This window comes from Pantoea sp. CFCC18177 (assembly GCF_059412425.1).
Window position 1 is genome coordinate 1 of the sequence record NZ_JBNBPL010000007.1, and the last position, 15,288, is coordinate 15,288.

Sequence of the window (15,288 nt, forward strand, 5' to 3'; positions counted from 1 at the left end):
GCAGAAAAAAGTATTATTCGAATCGACTGAGCACAAAAGTGTTACCTATGTGCCCGGTCTGATCTGTTACCCATGTGCCCGGTTGTACCTTCATGCGCACCGGAGAACATCAACGCAACCGCAATCCCTGCTCATCAAACAGCATGCCGCGCTCAGCGCAAATCTGATAACTCACACGTTCGCCAATCTCATGCTCCGCCGCGTTACGCTCCTCAATGACCAATAACTTCTCTTCGCCAATATCAAGATAGAGGTAATTGGTGTGCCCTAGCATCTCGCTAAAGGACAAATCGGCGCTAAAGCTCAGGGCCTCAGCGTTGTGGCTGGCCGGTGCAAAATGCTCCGGACGCACGCCAAGCGTGACCTTTTGCCCCTCGCGGCAAGCGGCATCAATCTTCATGGTCAGCGAGTGAATGCCCAAGGCGGGCACGCGCAACTGCACCGCACCAGGCGCAACTGCCGCGACTTCTGCCTGCAGGAAGTTCATCTTTGGTGAACCGATAAATCCGGCGACGAACAGGTTATCAGGATCGTGATACAGCGCCATCGGCGCACCTACTTGCTCGATGCGGCCCTGGCGCAGCACCACGATGCGATCGGCTAAGGTCATCGCTTCCAACTGATCGTGTGTAACGTAAATCATGGTATTACCCAGCGAGCTATGCAGGCGCGCGATTTCAATGCGCATCTGTAAACGCAGCTCCGCATCCAGATTCGACAGCGGTTCATCGAACAGGAAAATACGCGGATGACGAATAATGGCGCGACCAATGGCGACACGCTGGCGTTGGCCGCCAGAGAGGGCGCGCGGCAGACGGTCCAGCAGTTCAGTCAGGTGCAGGCTCGCTGCCGTCTTGTTAATCGCCTGCTCAATCTCAGCTTTGGATTTCTTCATCACCTCCAGCGGATAAGCCAGATTGCCGCGCACCGTCATGTTGGGATAAAGGGCATAAGACTGAAATACCATGGCAATCCCGCGTTCAGTGGCGGGTTGCTGAGTCATATCTGCACCTTCAATCAGCAACTTACCGTCACTGATCTCTTCCAGCCCGGCAATCATGCGCAACAGGGTTGATTTACCACAGCCGGATGGGCCCACAAACACCACGAACTCACCGCTGTTAATGGTGAGATCGATGCCGTGGATGACGTTGACATGGTCATAGGACTTCTTCACGTTTTGCAGGTGCAGTCTAGTCATGCGGTGCCTCAATCAGAGTAGTTGGCCCATGTAGATGGCGTTGCTGCGCAGAATCGGCGTGAAGCCGAGGCGCTGATAAAAGCCACAGACTTTCTCATTTTGCAGGCTGACACCAAGGTAAACCCCGGGTACGCCTGCTGCCCGCAGCTCGTGCAGCAACTGTTCAATCAATTTACGTCCCCAGCCACCTTGTTGTGCCGCGGGCAACAGGTTGATGTGCAGATGTGCGGGCCACTGGCTCACCAGCTGTTCTGCGGCTTCATCGGGTTGGTGAATCGCATCCAGCACTTTGCTATCCAGCGGGGCGCGAGGCGTGTAATCGCGGTACTGCTGTTGCAGGCGAGGCCACCACGATGTGTTTAGCTCAGCCTCAAATGCGCGCGTATCGGGTGCAGCGACGGCATAGCCCACCACCTCACTTTGTTGTTCCAGTACGTAAGCAAACTCAGGTGCAAAGCGCGCGTACGGAATAACAAAACGCAGGCCGGGCAGCGCCGGATCCGAGTAGAGCGCCGTAGCGTCGGTTCCGGCGTTGGCGGTTTCTAAGCAAATACGCGACAGGGCGGGAAAATCAGCCTCGTTCGCGCGACGAATAACACCTTCGGCCGTCATGGGGTGCCTCTGTGGTCAGGAGATGAACAGATTTCACGGTAAAGAAAGCTGACTTAGTTTTCAAGGTGTAATAATTGACCTGGCGCACAAAGCAGACATCAACCCTAATTTACGGTTATGACCTTTGAAGCTTTGATAGCCGCATCCGCCCACGCTATGCGGTAATCCGTGCTGCCTGTCCCTGTAGGGCCCAGTGATTGACTCGATAACTATAGAATTTTCATATGATATGTCAGTGGTTTAATTGTATTGGTGGTTTATGCTGATGCACAAGGGTGATGCTCGTTTAATGTGCGATATCTGCACGAAAACACAGGGTTCTCTGCTGTTTAAGCCGCTTTTCTTCTCACTTTTTGCACTGCATCACAGAGCAAAAATTCCACATTGGCGATGTTTGACTTTCTTTTGTTCATAAAGTAAGTATGAATTAACGGTGTTATTGCAGCTGAATCAACCTGTCAGGACAGGCAGGTGTCGAGATGAAGGGATGCCAGTCATCTGTTGGAGAAACCGAGCATGATGTGTGATTCAACCCAGCGTTCGTCCCGTATGAAAAGCTCACTGCGCGGCCTGTCGCGTCTGGTTTCAGCCGGGATCGTGCTCGGCGCAACCATGGCGGCGGCCCAGGCGGTGACGCTGAATGAATGGGATATTTACAACTATCCGCAGCAGACCGAAGCGGTGGATGAAGCGGTTAAGGCGTTCCAGCAAAAAAATCCGGGCATCACGATCCAGCGCTCGGTGCACTCGTTTGAAGATACGCGCATCCCACTCAAGCTGGCGCTGACCGCCGGTGATGGCCCGCAAATCGCTCAGGTCAATCAGGGCGGTGGCGATATGGGATCGCTGGTGAAAGATAAGTTGCTGTGGCCGATGGATGATTACGCCAAGACCTACGGCTGGACCACACGCTTCCCGGACTCGATTCTCAAACGCAACCGCTGGTCTGATAAGCAGGATTTTGGCAGCGGTAACCTGTATGGCGTGGCGAGCCTGGGTGAAATGGTCGGGCTCTACTACAACAAAGCGTTGTTGGATAAAGCGGGTGTGGCCGTCCCTAAAACCTTGCCGGAACTGGAAGCAGCAATGGCGAAGCTGAAAGCAGCGGGTACGCCGCCGATGATGCTTGGTCTGCTGGATGGCAACATGGGGCAGCAGTTGCTGAGTACCCTGTGGGAAGCGCAAATAGAGAGTAAAGACCGCAAGGCGCTGGACGATCTGATTTACGACGTCGGGGGGACTTTCAAAGACGATAAGCTGGTGAAAGCGGCAACCATGATGAAGAGCTGGAAAGACAAAGGCTACCTCTTCCCGGGTTTCGAAGGTATTGGGCATGATGATGCCGCCACGCTGTTCCAGAATGGTCAGTCAGCTTTCCTGGTGAGCGGTACCTGGTATCTCGGCCAGTTTAAAGACAACAAAGATCTGCACTTTGCGGCGATGCCGATGGGCGAGGGAGTGCAGCATGCGTTGATGGTCGGCGGGACAGACCTGGCGTTCTCGATTACCAACACCGCGAAAACCAAAGAGCAGCAAGATGCGGCTGCCAAATTCATCGATTACATCGTCTCGGATGAGATGGCTAACCGCTGGTTGAAAGTCGGCTTCCTGCCTGCGGGCACCAGCAAAAACGCGCAGATCCCAGCGGACAACCCACTGCTGGCTGAAGCCTATCAAGTTTGGGTGACCCTCAACGATCATGATGGTCTTGGCCATTATCTTGACTGGGCCACGCCGACCATGAACGCGGAGTTGAATCAGAATGTTCAGCTGTTGCTGGCAGGACGGCAGACGCCGGATCAAATGGTCATTAATTTCGATAACAACTACCAACGTTACCTGAAAACCCTGAAGCACTGATGACGTCCGGCCCGGCCACCACGCCGGGCCGTGAACAGGCCCGCAAGCGAGTAAGGTTATGCTGAACAAATCTGCCTGGCGCAATGCGCTCTATCTTCTGCCCGCCGTGCTGGTGTACGCGGTGTTTTTACTTCTGCCGCTGCTGGCATCGCTTGGCATCAGTTTCACCGAGTGGGATGGCACCTCCTGGCCGATTTTCACGGGCATTAGCAACTATATGCGCATGTTCCAGGATCCGGTGTTCTGGGTGGCGCTGGGCAACAATGCGCTGCTGATGCTGTTTTACACCCTGCTACCGATTGGCGTAGGCCTGCTGCTGTGCAGCTTCCTGTATGACACGCGCAATGCCAAAGAGCGTAGCGTATTGCGCATCCTCTTTTTCCTGCCGTATATCATGCCCATGGCGGTGCTGGGCGTGGTGTGGCGCTGGTTGTACAACCCGGCGTTTGGCCCCATCGATCAGTTTCTGCGCGCTATCGGTTTACCGCAGTTGGCACTCTCCTGGCTGGGCGATTTTACCTGGGCGCTGCCAGCGGTCGGGCTAGTGGCGACCTGGTACTTCTTCGGCTTCTGCCTGGTGCTGTTTATGGCCGGTTTGCAGCGCATGGATCCGTCGCTGCTTGAGGCAGCCGATTTAGATGGCTCCTCACGTCGTCAGAAATTTATCCGGATTACGCTGCCCTCGCTGCGTCCGGAGCTGCGTATTGCGCTGCTGTTGACGGTGATTGCCAGCCTCAAGGCTTTCGACCTGGTCTACGTGATGACGCAAGGCGGGCCTGGCACCTCAACCATGGTGACCAACATCTTTATGTATAAGCAGGGCTTCGACCTGCACTACTTTGGCTATGCCTCCGCGGTGGCGGTGTTCAGCATGTTGATTGTATTGATGATCAACGCATTAATTCACTTTGCCATTCGGGAGAGACACTGATGCGTGGCACGCCAATAGCCTCTCGCGCGCTGATCTGGATTGTCGCGCTGATGACCATTCTGCCGTTTTTGATGGCGCTGATGACCTCATTCAAAACCCAGATTGACTTGTTTCAGGGCGTGTTTACGCTGCCCTCGTCGCTGAACTTCAAAAACTATGTCACTGCCTGGCAGCAGGGTCACTTCAACGTCTACTTCATGAACTCGGTGCTGGTGGTGATTCCGGTGGTGATCAGCAGTATTCTGCTCGGTATTCTGGCGGGATTCGGTTTTGCCTGGTTGAAGATCCCCGGCAAGAAAGTGGTCGCAGCGATGCTGGGGCTGGGCATGGTGCTGCCGAGTGAAGCCTTTATTATTCCGCTGTATCACGAATTGCGCTGGATGGGGCTGACCAACACCTATCTGGCGCTGATCCTGCCGCAAATTGCGCTGTCGCTGCCGTTTACCACCTTGATGATTGCCACCGCACTGCAGCAAGTGCCGCGTGAACTGGTGGAAGCTTCGGTGATGGATGGGGCATCACGCCGCAAAATTCTATGGGGCATTCTGGTACCCGCTATCTGGCCCACGCTCTCTACGCTCGCGCTGCTGCTGTTTATCTGGACGTGGAACGAATTTCTTATCCCGCTGATTCTGGTCAACAAAGATGAGCTACGCACCTTGCCCATCGGCATGATGTTCTTCCAGAACAAAAACACCATCGACATTCCGGTGCTGATGGCAGGCGCGATGATCGTGATTATGCCGCTGGTGGCGGTGTTCCTGGTGTTCCAGCGCAAGTTTATTAGTGGTGTGACAGAAGGGGCAGTGAAGTAGTTGGGCGTTCAGAATATCCATCATTGTCAGGGGCGGCCTTCAGGTCGCCCGTAACCGACATTACCGTAGCGGCGCGACTCATCGCGCATTTTAACGTTACAACGCAGCCGCTATGGCCACGCCCAGCGCTTCCGTTGAGGCGCTGCCGCCGAGATCGCGTGTCAGGTTATTGCCCGCAGCCAGCGTGCGCTCAATCGCATCAAGCACTGCGGCACCCGCTTCAGCGTAACCCAGATGTTCCAGCATCATCGCGCCACACCAAATCTGTCCAATCGGGTTGGCCACGCCTTTACCCGCGATATCGGGCGCAGAACCGTGCACAGGTTCAAACAGGCTGGGGAACTTGCCCTCCGGGTTGATATTGGCCGAGGGTGCAATCCCGATGGTACCCGTACAGGCGGGGCCGAGGTCCGACAGGATATCGCCAAACAGGTTGCTGGCGACCACCACATCAAACCAGTCAGGGTGCAGCACGAAGTTCGCGGTCAGAATATCGATATGATATTTATCGACTTTCACTTCAGGATAGCTCGGTGCCATCGCTTCAACACGGCTGTCCCAATAGGGCATGGTGATGGCAATACCGTTGGATTTGGTGGCCGATGTCAGGTGTTTTTTCGGACGCTTTTGCGCTAACTCGTAGGCAAATTTCAGAATACGATCGACGCCAGTGCGCGTCATGACCGTCTCCTGGATCACCACTTCACGCTCGGTGCCGGGGAACATGGTGCCGCCCACGGACGAGTACTCGCCCTCGGTGTTTTCGCGTACGACGTAGAAATCGATATCGCCCGGCTGGCGGTTCGCCAGCGGTGCTTTCACGCCAGGCATCAAACGCACCGGGCGTAGATTGACGTACTGATCGAACTCGCGGCGGAACTGCAACAGCGAGCCCCACAGTGACACATGATCGGGCACGACATCCGGCCAACCCACGGCACCAAAATAGATGGCATCGAACTGGCTCAAGGTGGCGAACCAATCATCCGGCAGCATTTTACCGTGCTGCTGCCAGTATTCCGCGCTGGCAAAGTCAAACCACTGCCACTCCAGTGAAATATTGAATTTCTTCGCCGCTGCATCCATTACACGGATGCCTTCAGGCATCACTTCTTTGCCAATGCCATCGCCAGGGATGACGGCGATTTTATAGGTTTTGCCGCTCATAGGGTCTCTCGCAGGTTGCTGTTGATGTTCTGAACGCAGTATAACCATGCATCACTGGGAAATAATTAGCCTGAGCGGCAAGCCAATGTTGAATAAAAGTAGAGAATCGCGCACTTCAACCGACGATCTGGCCTTCTTTGTCCGGGTGGCAACGCTGGAGAGCTTAACCGCTGCGGCGCGGGAACTGGGCCTGTCGCTGCCTGCGGTCAGTAAACGCCTGAGCCAACTGGAACAGCGGCTGGGCGTTCAACTGCTGCGGCGCACTACGCGACGGCTGGAACTGACCGCCGAGGGCAAGCGCTATCTGGAAGGGGCGCGACCGTTGCTGGATCAGCTGGCAGAGCTGGAAGAAGCGGTCAGCAGTCAGACTGCGGTGCTGCGCGGTTCGCTCAACATCAACGCCTCGTTCGGCTTTGGCCGACGCCACGTGGCGCCTTGCGTCTCACGTTTTGCCGCGCTGCATCCTGAAGTCTCCTTATCCCTGCAACTCAGCAGCCAGCCACTCAATTTCCTTGATGCGCACATTGATATCGATATCCGCATTGGCGAGCCGCCCGATGCACGGCTGATGGCGCGTAAGTTGCGCACCAATCCGCGCGTGTTATGCTGCGCGCCCATCTATGCCGAACGCTATGGGCTGCCTGAGAATATTGCTGCTCTGTCACAACACAACTGTATTTTACTGCGTCAGTATGAGAGTGATTTTGCCCTGTGGCGTTTGAGCAACGGCGAGCAGCAGTTGACGCAAAAGGTGCACGGCAGTCTGATCACCAACGATGGTGAGGTGGCGGTGCAATTGGCGATGGATGGACACGGTATTCTGCTGCGTTCCTGGTGGGACGCTCAGCACAGCATTGAGCGCGGGGAACTGCTGCATGTGCTGCCTGAATGGAGCGCGGTGGACGGTGATATTTTTGCCGTGTGGCAGCCACAGCGCCAGTTGCCCGCTCGCATTAGCGCCTTTGTCGACTTTTTGCAGTCCGCGCTGAAATAGTTAAGTTGATTTTGATTATTTATAATCATCATTGACTGTTTGTGAGCATGATCAAACAAATATTACTTCATTTAGCCTATAAATTGCCCTGCTTGTGCGTGAATTCATTCTGCGGTGAGTGAAATGAATCACAAAATAAAGCAGGGGGTGGCCAGAGTGCAAAGACACTATACCCAAAATAATTCGAGCTTCAGGAAGGCGGCAAGTGCATGAATCCTCAGGAGCTTACTGAAGTAAGTGACTGAGGTGAATGCACGTAGCCAACGCACCTGCAGCTTGAAGTATGAAAGGTATAAAATAACAAAGTTGGCGACCTCATTAACGGCATGCGTTAAGCCCAGCGCCTGCCACGACCCTACGTTATCGATGAGGCTAAAATGAAACAATTCTCTGCAGAAGGGATGATGATTATTGTCGGGATTGTCATCGCGTACATTCTGTTTACCACCTGGCTGACCTGGCGTCTGCGCAGTAAAAACAGCGGCGACTTTATGGCGGGATCCAACGTGATGCCGGCTTTTGTGGTGGGCGTAATGCTGATGTCAGAATATATCGGCGCGAAATCCACGATCGGTACGGCGCAAGCCGCTTTTGAAGACGGTTTTGCCGCGTCCTGGTCCGTGATTGGTGCCGCTATTGGCTTCCCGTTGTTTGGTTTCCTGCTGGTGAAGCGCATTTACAACACCGGAAAAATCACCATTTCAGGCGCGATTGCCGAGCGCTACGGTACCTCGACCAAAAATATTATCTCGATCATTATGATCTACGCGCTGCTGCTGGTGAACGTCGGTAACTATGTGAGCGGCGCGGCGGCGATCTCCACGGTGTTAAACCTGGATCTCACCACGGCGGCGGTGATCACCGCGATCGTCAGTACTTTCTATTTTATGTTTGGCGGCATGAAGGGCATTGCCTGGGTTACGTTGTTGCACAGCGGACTGAAATATATCGGCATTCTGATCATTCTCGGTGTGGCGCTGCACATGACCGGCGGTGTTAAGCCGATGATCAAGGATATGCCGCACTTCTACTGGACCTGGGATGGCAATGTCGGTGCCAGCACTATCTTCGCGTGGATGATTGGCACTATCGGCTCGATCTTCTGCACCCAGTTCGTGATTCAGGCGATTGCCTCCACCAAAAGCGCGGAGTCTGCCAAACGCGCCACTTGGGTCGCCTTCTTCTTCTGTATGCCGATTGCCATCGCCATTGCACTGATTGGCGTGGCGGCTAAGTACCTGCATCCGGATATTAAGAGCCTCTATGCGCTGCCGGTGTTCCTGCAGGATATGAGCCCATGGCTGGCAGGGATTGTGACGACCTCGCTGGTGGCATCAATCTTTGTCAGCGTGAGCACCGTGGCGTTGGCGATTGCCTCGCTGGTGGTGAAAGATTTCTACGTGCCTTACCGCAACCCTACGCCAGAACGTGAGTTCCGTATGACACGCTGGTTATCGCTGCTGATTGGTTTCTTACCGCTGATCTTTGTGCTGTTTGTGCCGGAAGTATTGAAGTTATCCTTCTTTACTCGCGCGATTCGCCTGTCGATCTCGGTTGTCGCCATTATCGCTTTCTACCTGCCGTTCTATAAAAGCACGCGCGGTGCCAATGCGGGCCTGATTGGTGCCTGCGTGGTGACTTCGGTCTGGTACCTGCTGGGTGATCCGTTCGGCATCAATAACATGTACGTTGCGCTGATTACGCCTGCGGTGATCATGGTGATTGACCGTTTGATCCCCTCGCGCCAGGCGCTTGAGAAAAAAGCCCCAAAATCGTCAATGCAAAACAGTGGAGCCTGATATGACCGATTCAACGATTACCGTAGAACGTAACGGTAACCTTCATCCACACGCCCAGGATGCACAGCAGCTGACGGCCATGCTGCCTTCGGTCTGTCCGCAGAACCATGCTGCGAATTTGCTGCCCCTGCCGAACGGCGATCTGCTGTGCGTCTGGTTTGGTGGCACTCAGGAGGGGATCGCGGATATTTCGGTGTGGTGCTCGCGTCTGGAGAAGGGCAGTACGCAGTGGAGCGAAGCAGAAAAACTCTCTGATGATTCCACCCGTTCGGAGCAAAATCCGGTGCTGTTCCTCGATCCCGATCAGGTGCTGTGGCTGCTTTGGACTGCCCAGAAGTCGGGTAATCAGGACACCGCCATTGTGCGTTATCGTCAGTCTCGCGATTTTGGCCGCAGCTGGAGTGCCATTGAAACGCTGCTCGATCAGCCTGGCACCTTTATTCGCCAGCCGATTGTGGTGCTGCCGAATGGCAACTGGTTGCTGCCGGTGTTTTATTGCCGCACCCAGCCGGGCGTGAAGTGGGTAGGGAATGACGATATCAGCGCGGTGAAGATCTCCAGTGATAAAGGGAAAAGCTGGCGTGATGTCGCGGTGCCGGAGAGTCTGGGCTGTGTACACATGAATATCACATTGTTGCAGGATGGCAGCCTGTTAGCGCTGTATCGCAGCCGTTGGGCAGATTTTATCTACCAAAGCCGCTCCGTTGACGGCGGAGAGAGCTGGAGTGCGCCGCTGGCGACCGAACTGCCTAATAACAACTCTTCGATTCAGGTCACCACGCTGAACAACGGTCATCTGGCACTGGTGTTCAATGCGATGAGCGCCAAAGATGCCAGCGAGCGCCGTCTGTCGTTGTACGATGAAATTGAAGACGAGGATGACGATGTGGCGGTGGCGGCGGAACCGGTGGTGCACACCGGGCGCACGGCATTTTGGGGGGCGCCGCGCGCGCCGATGACGCTGGCGATCTCTACCGATGGCGGTAAAAGCTGGCCGTGGCAGCGCAACCTCGACGAGGGGGATGGCTACTGCATGACCAATAACTCACAGCAGAAGCTGAACCGCGAGTTCTCCTACCCCAGTATCAAACAGAGCGAAGACGGTGCGCTGCACATCGCCTATACCTATTTCCGTCAGGCGATTAAATATGTGCGCGTCAACGAAGCATGGGTGAGGGGATAAGCATGAGTCGACACGCGCTGGTTACCGGTGTCAGTTCCGGCATCGGCGCGGCGATTGCCGATCACTTGCTGGCGCAAGGCTGGCAGGTGACGGGTTTCAGCCGCACGCCGGTGAAAAAAGATCACCCCGCCTTTACCTCGGTGAGCGTCGATCTGTTTGATGCCAACCTGCTGAAACAGGCGTTGGCCGCACTGCCGAAGGTCAACGCACTGGTGCATGCGGCGGGGATGATGGCGGCGGCACCGCTTGGCGATCTGGATGAAGAGCAGAGTGCTCGCTTGTGGTATCTGCATGTGCAGGTGGCGCAAATCATGGCGAATGCCTTGCAGCCACAGATGACACAGGGCGATCGTATTGTGCTGATCGGCAGTCGAACGTCACGCGGTGCAGCCAATCGCAGTCAGTATGTCAGTACCAAAGCGGCGATGGTGGGAATGGCACGCAGCTGGGCGGCAGAGCTAGCGCCGCAAGGTATTACAGTGAATGTGATTGCGCCGGGCGCCACCGAAACGCCGATGCTGCTGCAACCGGGGCGTGCCAGCTCACCGCCCAAGCTGCCGCCGATGGGGCGCTATATCAAACCAGAAGAGGTCGCTGCACTGGCAGGCTTTGTGCTGTCGCCGGCTGCTGACGCCATCACCGGGCAGGAATTGGTGATATGCGGTGGGGCGTCGTTGTAACTATTGTTCATAGATGCGGGTGTTCGTAGGGGCGGCCTCCAGGCCTGACAATAACGCTGCCTGGGGCCGCATTTACAAAGCTAATCCACTTCTTATTGCGGCCACGTCCACCTGCCACAACTTCAATTTGTTATACAGCGCCGTGCGGGAAATCCCCAGCAGCTGCGCGGACTGGCGCAGATTGCCTTTGTGTTCACTCACTACCTGCAACACATGCTGGCGCTCTTTATCCTGCAATGACGTCAATGTACTGGTGTCGGTCACTGAAGCCCGTCGCGTCATCTCCTCGGGCAAATCCTGCCTGCCGATCTCCAGCCCTTCACACAGGTTCACCATACGCTCGACCAGATTCTCCAATTCACGCACGTTGCCCGGCCAGTGCCACGCCTGCAAACAGCTCATCGCTTCAGGCGACATTTGGGGGGCAATGCGTTTCAGCCGGGTACAGAGCGCGACAATAAAGGTATTCACCAATCCTGGAATATCCTCCTGACGCTGGCGCAGTGGCGGTATCTCCAGCGAAATAACGTTAAGGCGGTAGTAGAGATCGCGACGAAAGGCGCCTTTCTCCACGGCATCAAGCAGATTGCAGTGCGTGGCGGCGATGATGCGTACGTTCACTTTCAGCGGATGCGCCGCGCCGATGCGCACCACTTCACCTTCCTGTAAGACGCGCAGCAAACTGGTTTGCGCCTCTAACGGCATCTCGGCAATCTCATCGAGAAACAGCGTGCCGCCCTCTGCCAGTTCGAATTTACCGGCTGAGCCACCACGCCGTGAGCCGGTAAATGCGCCATCGACATAGCCAAACAGTTCACTCTGGACCAGATCGCGTGGCAGTGCGCCGCAGTTGAGCGCGATAAACGGTTCCTGATGACGCGGGCTGGCATTGTGAATCGCCTGGGCAAACAACTCTTTACCGGTACCGCTTTCACCGCTTAACAACACTGTGCTGTCTGTGCGGCTGCTGGCGCGCGCTTTCTGAATCGCCTGCTGCACAAGCGGGGCGTGGCCGCGAATCATCTCGAAGGTGTAGCTGGCGCTGGCCCCCATCACGCGGCGTGTGATCGCGCGGATACGCTGGTTCTCACGCAGAGAGAGCACGCGACCGCCATCGGGCGCGGGCATAAGGGAAATCAGGCAGGAGAGGGGCTGGATGCCATCCGGGATGAACTGCATCTCGCGGTCGTTGCAAAACGGCATGGTAAGTAACGATCCACCTTGCGGCTGCAGTAGGACATCGATCGGCCCGGCATCGGGATCGAGGCCGCTGAAAATCTGCCGTGCATAGCGGTTCAGGGTTTTAATGCGACCGTGGCGATCGCAGACGATCACGCCTTCATTCAAGGTTTCGAGAATCGACTGCTGCTCGGCCAGTAAACGGCGCAGCGTCAGTTGCTGTCCCACTGCTTCCGCAGCGGCTTGTACGGTACCCAGCGTGTGGGTATTGAAGTTATCCGGCGTAGCGGTCAGTGTCAGCACGCCTAGCATTTGACCGCTTGCGTCACGTACCGGTGCGGCGGCGCATTGAAAGTGGCGATTGCGTAAATCGATCTTCCAGTTCTCCCCGCTCAGCACATACACCAGGCGTTGCTCGATTAGGCAGCGTGCCGTGCAATTGGTGCCGAGCACCTCTTCACTGAGGATGCTGCCAACAGGTGTCAGATCGGAACCGCAGAAATGCAGTGTGACACCCTGCGCATCAGTGAGATTGATATGGCCGTCCGGGTTGTAGGCCAGCAGGTTCTCCATCACGTTGCGTGCCACCAGGATCAGCTCGGCATTGTGTTCCAGGATCGCCGCCAGCTCCTCGCCGGGCGGAGAGGTATAAACAAAGGTCGTGGGGTCGATGGCACGCTGCTGCGAGCGCTGCCAGGAGTGCAAAATGCTTCGCCGCATCCAGTGCGGCTGCTCACCTCGTTCAAAACTGTGCCAACCCTGCCACAGCAGCGTATCCCATTCGCCCACTTCTGCACTGTTGGGCAGGCTGAATATGGGGTCGCTTTCATCTTTAAAGGGTAAACGCTCAATGGTACGCATCGGACACTCCTGCTGGCGGTGGAATGTCCATTTTATTGACATGCAAAGTTGACATGTAAATTTTATTGCCAGTTTGTGAGCCAACGCTGTGTTCTGTCTCACAAAATCACCGCGATATGGGTTGGCATTGGCTTTGCAATGTCTTGATGACATCGCAAGGCCCGATTGGGTATATCCAGAAACCTAAGGAATGAACCATGACATATCATCTTGACCCTGTACGCGTTGGCCTGATTGGTGCGGGCCGCATGGGCAGCTTCCATGCCGAAAACCTCGCGTATCGTGTACCGGGCGCTATCCTGGCTGCCGTAGCCGATCCGCTGCCGGGTGCCGCAGAGAAACTGGCCAGCAAATTAGGTGTGACCAAAGCGTACAGCGATTTGCATGCGCTGCTGCAGGATCCTGAGATAGATGCCATTGCTATCGCGGCACCGGCGCGGACACACGCCGAGTGTGTGATCGCCGCGGCCAATGCGGGCAAGCATGTGTTCTGTGAAAAACCGATGGCGGTGACGCTGGATGAAGCGGATCGCGCGATTGCGGCGGCCAAAAGCGCGGGCGTCGTGCTGCAGGTAGGTTTCAACCGCCGCTTTGATTCCGGCTTTGCGGCCGCCATCGCGGCAGTGAAAGCCGGCGAAAACGGCACCACGCAGTTGAGCCGTTCGGTCACGCGCGATCCGAAGCTGCACGATCCGGCCCCGATCCCGCAGTGGACTATTTTCCTGGAAACCCTGATCCACGATTTCGATACGCTGCTGCACTTTAACCACGGCGCGAAGCCGGTCGAAGTGTACGCAATCGCTGATGCGCTGGTGCGCCCAGACTTCAAAGACAAAGGGCTGTTAGATACCTCCGTGGTAACGATTCGTTTCGACAACGGTGCGATTGCCATTGCCGAAGCCAATTTCCAGGCGGTGTACGGCTACGATGTGCGCGGTGAAGTATTTGGCAGCAAAGGCATGTTGCAGGCCGGCCATATCAACGCCAACCACTGCGTGCGCTACCACGCCGACGGTATTGCCATCGATACCTCGAGAATGGATTCCGATCTGCTGCGTGAAGCCTATGTGGCGGAGATGGCCGAGTTCGCACGCTGTATTCGCACCGGAGAAATACCACGCGCCACCGGCGCAGATGCGCGCAATGCGCTGGCGATTGCGCTGGCCTGTATCGAGTCCGTCAAACAGAACCTGCCTGTTACCTTAGGAGCGCGCTAATGGCGACCTATCAACTCTCTGTCTGTGCCGAAATGGTGTTTCTCGATCTGCCATTTATCGAGCGTGTAAAACGCATTCATGAGCTTGGATTTGGCGTCGAAATTTGGGGCTGGGCCAATAAAGACATTGATGCGCTGGTGGCGACCGGGGCGCGCTTCACCTCTATGACCGGCTACCTCACCGGTAACCTGACCGATGACAGCGAGATTCAGCAGTTGCTGCAGAGCGCGGAAACCTCGCTGGCTGTGGCTGAGCGGCTTAATTGTCCAGGGCTGAACCTGCACGGCACCGGTCTGGATGACAAAGGTTTACCGGTGAAACCCGTGGAGATTGTCACGGGGGAGATGTGGCTCAAAGCCGTCGAGACGCTGCGCAAAGTGGCACAGCTGGGCGAGCGCGCCGGACGCGTATTCACGCTGGAAAACCTGAATCTGCCTGTTGATCATCCCGGCACGCCGTTTGCGCTGGCCGCCGACACGCGTGCGCTGGTGGAAGCCGTCAACAGTCCGGCGCTAAAAATGAACCTCGATCTCTACCACGCGCAGATTGGTGAAGGAAATCTCATCGAGCTGATTCGCCGCTGCGGTACGGCCATCGGTGAAATTCAGGTGGCGGATGTGCCGGGGCGTCAACAGCCCGGTACCGGTGAAATCAACTACCGCGCCATCGCCCGTGCGCTGCACGAGGTGGGCTATACCGGCACTGTCGCGATGGAGGGCTGGGCCAGCGGTGATAGCACGCTCGCACTGCAACAGTTCCGCGATCACTTCACGATTTAAGCGTTCTACC

At 56.0% G+C, this 15,288-nt stretch carries 13 protein-coding genes; 9 read left to right on the plus strand and 4 right to left on the minus strand.

From position 1 onward, the window contains the following. Positions 1-109 precede the first annotated feature (109 nt). Positions 110-1,201 carry an ABC transporter ATP-binding protein gene (locus tag ACPUC8_RS08925; protein ID WP_039335936.1) on the minus strand — a complete coding sequence of 364 codons (1,092 nt, stop codon included), beginning with the start codon at positions 1,199-1,201 and terminating at the stop codon, positions 110-112. Positions 1,202-1,213: 12 nt separating this feature from the next. Continuing rightward, positions 1,214-1,813 (minus strand): GNAT family N-acetyltransferase, encoded by a 600-nt coding sequence (locus tag ACPUC8_RS08930; protein ID WP_039335938.1) that lies wholly within the window; start codon positions 1,811-1,813, stop codon positions 1,214-1,216. 519 nt (positions 1,814-2,332) lie between these two features. On the opposite strand from ACPUC8_RS08930, the gene ACPUC8_RS08935 reads away from it, so the two are divergent. The 3 genes from ACPUC8_RS08935 to ACPUC8_RS08945 are packed head-to-tail and all read left to right on the plus strand — an operon-like array spanning position 2,333 to position 5,419. Continuing rightward, positions 2,333-3,673 carry an ABC transporter substrate-binding protein gene (locus tag ACPUC8_RS08935; RefSeq protein WP_039335946.1) on the plus strand — a complete coding sequence of 447 codons (1,341 nt, stop codon included), beginning with the start codon at positions 2,333-2,335 and terminating at the stop codon, positions 3,671-3,673. A 58-nt stretch (positions 3,674-3,731) separates the two neighbouring features. Further along, positions 3,732-4,604: a carbohydrate ABC transporter permease gene (locus ACPUC8_RS08940; protein ID WP_039335940.1), complete on the plus strand. Its 873-nt coding sequence runs from the start codon at positions 3,732-3,734 to the stop codon at positions 4,602-4,604. Next, positions 4,604-5,419, plus strand: coding sequence for a carbohydrate ABC transporter permease (locus ACPUC8_RS08945; RefSeq protein WP_494926059.1), 816 nt, complete (start codon positions 4,604-4,606; stop codon positions 5,417-5,419). Before ACPUC8_RS08940 ends, ACPUC8_RS08945 begins: the two co-directional genes overlap by 1 nt. 96 nt (positions 5,420-5,515) lie before the next feature. Here the strand turns inward: ACPUC8_RS08945 and ACPUC8_RS08950 are convergent, their stop codons facing one another. Then, the gene (locus ACPUC8_RS08950) at positions 5,516-6,586 is read right to left on the minus strand and encodes a tartrate dehydrogenase (RefSeq protein WP_039335944.1); all 1,071 of its coding nucleotides are present in this window, start codon (positions 6,584-6,586) and stop codon (positions 5,516-5,518) included. An 85-nt stretch (positions 6,587-6,671) separates the two neighbouring features. On the opposite strand from ACPUC8_RS08950, the gene ACPUC8_RS08955 reads away from it, so the two are divergent. From ACPUC8_RS08955 to ACPUC8_RS08970, 4 genes are all read left to right on the plus strand, one after another. After that, the gene (locus ACPUC8_RS08955; protein ID WP_058970591.1) at positions 6,672-7,580 is read left to right on the plus strand and encodes a LysR family transcriptional regulator; all 909 of its coding nucleotides are present in this window, start codon (positions 6,672-6,674) and stop codon (positions 7,578-7,580) included. A 377-nt stretch (positions 7,581-7,957) separates the two neighbouring features. Next, positions 7,958-9,379 (plus strand): sodium:solute symporter family protein, encoded by a 1,422-nt coding sequence (locus tag ACPUC8_RS08960; protein ID WP_494926060.1) that lies wholly within the window; start codon positions 7,958-7,960, stop codon positions 9,377-9,379. Position 9,380: 1 nt separating this feature from the next. Then, positions 9,381-10,562 carry a sialidase family protein gene (locus ACPUC8_RS08965; protein WP_494926061.1) on the plus strand — a complete coding sequence of 394 codons (1,182 nt, stop codon included), beginning with the start codon at positions 9,381-9,383 and terminating at the stop codon, positions 10,560-10,562. Between the two features lie 2 nt (positions 10,563-10,564). Then, positions 10,565-11,242, plus strand: coding sequence for an SDR family NAD(P)-dependent oxidoreductase (locus ACPUC8_RS08970; RefSeq protein WP_494926062.1), 678 nt, complete (start codon positions 10,565-10,567; stop codon positions 11,240-11,242). A 72-nt stretch (positions 11,243-11,314) separates the two neighbouring features. Here the strand turns inward: ACPUC8_RS08970 and ACPUC8_RS08975 are convergent, their stop codons facing one another. Next, positions 11,315-13,282, minus strand: coding sequence for a sigma-54-dependent Fis family transcriptional regulator (locus ACPUC8_RS08975; RefSeq protein WP_494926063.1), 1,968 nt, complete (start codon positions 13,280-13,282; stop codon positions 11,315-11,317). Between the two features lie 197 nt (positions 13,283-13,479). Here ACPUC8_RS08975 and ACPUC8_RS08980 point away from each other — a divergent pair, with 197 nt between their 5' ends. Then, positions 13,480-14,499 (plus strand): Gfo/Idh/MocA family oxidoreductase, encoded by a 1,020-nt coding sequence (locus tag ACPUC8_RS08980; RefSeq protein WP_494926064.1) that lies wholly within the window; start codon positions 13,480-13,482, stop codon positions 14,497-14,499. Continuing rightward, entirely contained in the window at positions 14,499-15,278 is a 780-nt protein-coding gene (locus ACPUC8_RS08985) for a TIM barrel protein (protein ID WP_283229102.1), read from the plus strand. The genes ACPUC8_RS08980 and ACPUC8_RS08985 overlap by 1 nt, the downstream gene beginning before the upstream one ends. Positions 15,279-15,288 lie beyond the last annotated feature (10 nt).

Excerpts from the sequence above, each read along its gene's own strand:
- ACPUC8_RS08960 (WP_494926060.1), top strand. The coding sequence starts at position 7,958 with ATGAAACAATTCTCTGCAGAAGGGATGATGATTATTGTCGGGATTGTC.
- ACPUC8_RS08925 (WP_039335936.1), bottom strand. The coding sequence starts at position 1,201 with ATGACTAGACTGCACCTGCAAAACGTGAAGAAGTCCTATGACCATGTC.
- ACPUC8_RS08975 (WP_494926063.1), bottom strand. The coding sequence starts at position 13,282 with ATGCGTACCATTGAGCGTTTACCCTTTAAAGATGAAAGCGACCCCATA.
- ACPUC8_RS08945 (WP_494926059.1), top strand. The coding sequence starts at position 4,604 with ATGCGTGGCACGCCAATAGCCTCTCGCGCGCTGATCTGGATTGTCGCG.
- ACPUC8_RS08965 (WP_494926061.1), top strand. The coding sequence starts at position 9,381 with ATGACCGATTCAACGATTACCGTAGAACGTAACGGTAACCTTCATCCA.
- ACPUC8_RS08985 (WP_283229102.1), top strand. The coding sequence starts at position 14,499 with ATGGCGACCTATCAACTCTCTGTCTGTGCCGAAATGGTGTTTCTCGAT.
- ACPUC8_RS08935 (WP_039335946.1), top strand. The coding sequence starts at position 2,333 with ATGTGTGATTCAACCCAGCGTTCGTCCCGTATGAAAAGCTCACTGCGC.
- ACPUC8_RS08970 (WP_494926062.1), top strand. The coding sequence starts at position 10,565 with ATGAGTCGACACGCGCTGGTTACCGGTGTCAGTTCCGGCATCGGCGCG.
- ACPUC8_RS08980 (WP_494926064.1), top strand. The coding sequence starts at position 13,480 with ATGACATATCATCTTGACCCTGTACGCGTTGGCCTGATTGGTGCGGGC.
- ACPUC8_RS08955 (WP_058970591.1), top strand. The coding sequence starts at position 6,672 with ATGTTGAATAAAAGTAGAGAATCGCGCACTTCAACCGACGATCTGGCC.
- ACPUC8_RS08940 (WP_039335940.1), top strand. The coding sequence starts at position 3,732 with ATGCTGAACAAATCTGCCTGGCGCAATGCGCTCTATCTTCTGCCCGCC.
- ACPUC8_RS08930 (WP_039335938.1), bottom strand. The coding sequence starts at position 1,813 with ATGACGGCCGAAGGTGTTATTCGTCGCGCGAACGAGGCTGATTTTCCC.
- ACPUC8_RS08950 (WP_039335944.1), bottom strand. The coding sequence starts at position 6,586 with ATGAGCGGCAAAACCTATAAAATCGCCGTCATCCCTGGCGATGGCATT.